Genomic DNA, 1,077 nt, shown 5'->3' with positions numbered 1-1,077 from the left:
AGGGCCATCTTCATTGATGTCGTTGGTTCCTACATCTCCGTCTACTGGTAAACCTACAAATGTATCGTTGATATCATCGATCGCCAGAATCTCGTTATTGAATTCTCCAATAGTGATATATACGGTGGCTTCATCACAAGCTTGTGGAGTGCCATCATCACAAACTGAATATACAAACTGATCGGTTCCTACAAAAGTTGGGTCGTTCGGCATATAGTCAAATGTTCCATCAGGGTTTAGGGTTAGTGTACCATTTGATGGACCACTCACTGGAGTAGTGTTCACTATTTGATTGTCTCCTTCTGGATCGGAATCGTTATCAGACACATTACCAGATATTGTTTCACCTGGATATCCATTATAAGCATCGTCATTAGCGAATGTATTGTTTTCTTCCGAATTACCAACTACTGTAATTTCAACTATGGCATCATCACATAATTGTGGATTTCCATCATCACAAATAGTATAGGTAAATGTATCAACTCCTTCAAATCCTGTTGGCGGTGTATAGGTATATACGCCTGTAGTTGGATCTATCGTAACGGTAACACCTTGATCTGTCACCACTGTTGGTGTGGTCACTGTTATTGGATCACCATCTTGATCAAAGTCGTTTACCAATACGTTTCCTGTAACAGGGGTATCTACTTCAGTTGAAGCAGTATCATCATTGGCAATAGGAGGCTCGTTTCCGGAAGTCCCTATTGGTAATACTTCTATATATATTATAGCTGTATCGGTTGCTTGTGGGTTTCCATCATCTATAATCGCATATTCGAAAGTATCTTCTCCCACAAAACCAGCAGGTGGCGTGTAGGTATAATTTCCATCCGCAGCAATAACTATCGAACCGCCTTCAGTAGTTGGGAAAGTTCCAGCCGTTGTTACCGTTTGGGCATCTCCTTGAATATCTTCATCGTTTGTTAAGACATTTCCTGAAACTGCTGTATCAATATATGTATTATTAATATCTAGGACCGCATCGGTAGTGTTCTGTCCGAAGATGGTGATCAACACCGTCGCCTGGTCACGTGCCTCTGGGGTTCCGTCATCGAATATCTCGTACACGAACTG

At 41.5% G+C, this 1,077-nt stretch carries 1 protein-coding gene; it reads right to left on the bottom strand.

What is annotated here, in order from left to right:
• A partial coding sequence (locus tag C8D94_RS15345; protein ID WP_115124296.1) for an Ig-like domain-containing protein occupies positions 1-1,077 on the bottom strand: 1,077 nt, incomplete at both ends.

The organism is Marinirhabdus gelatinilytica (assembly GCF_003353425.1).
GTDB lineage: Bacteria > Bacteroidota > Bacteroidia > Flavobacteriales > Flavobacteriaceae > Marinirhabdus > Marinirhabdus gelatinilytica.
The sequence above is the reverse complement of the archived record's forward strand: the minus strand, read 5'-3'. Positions and strand labels throughout refer to the sequence as shown.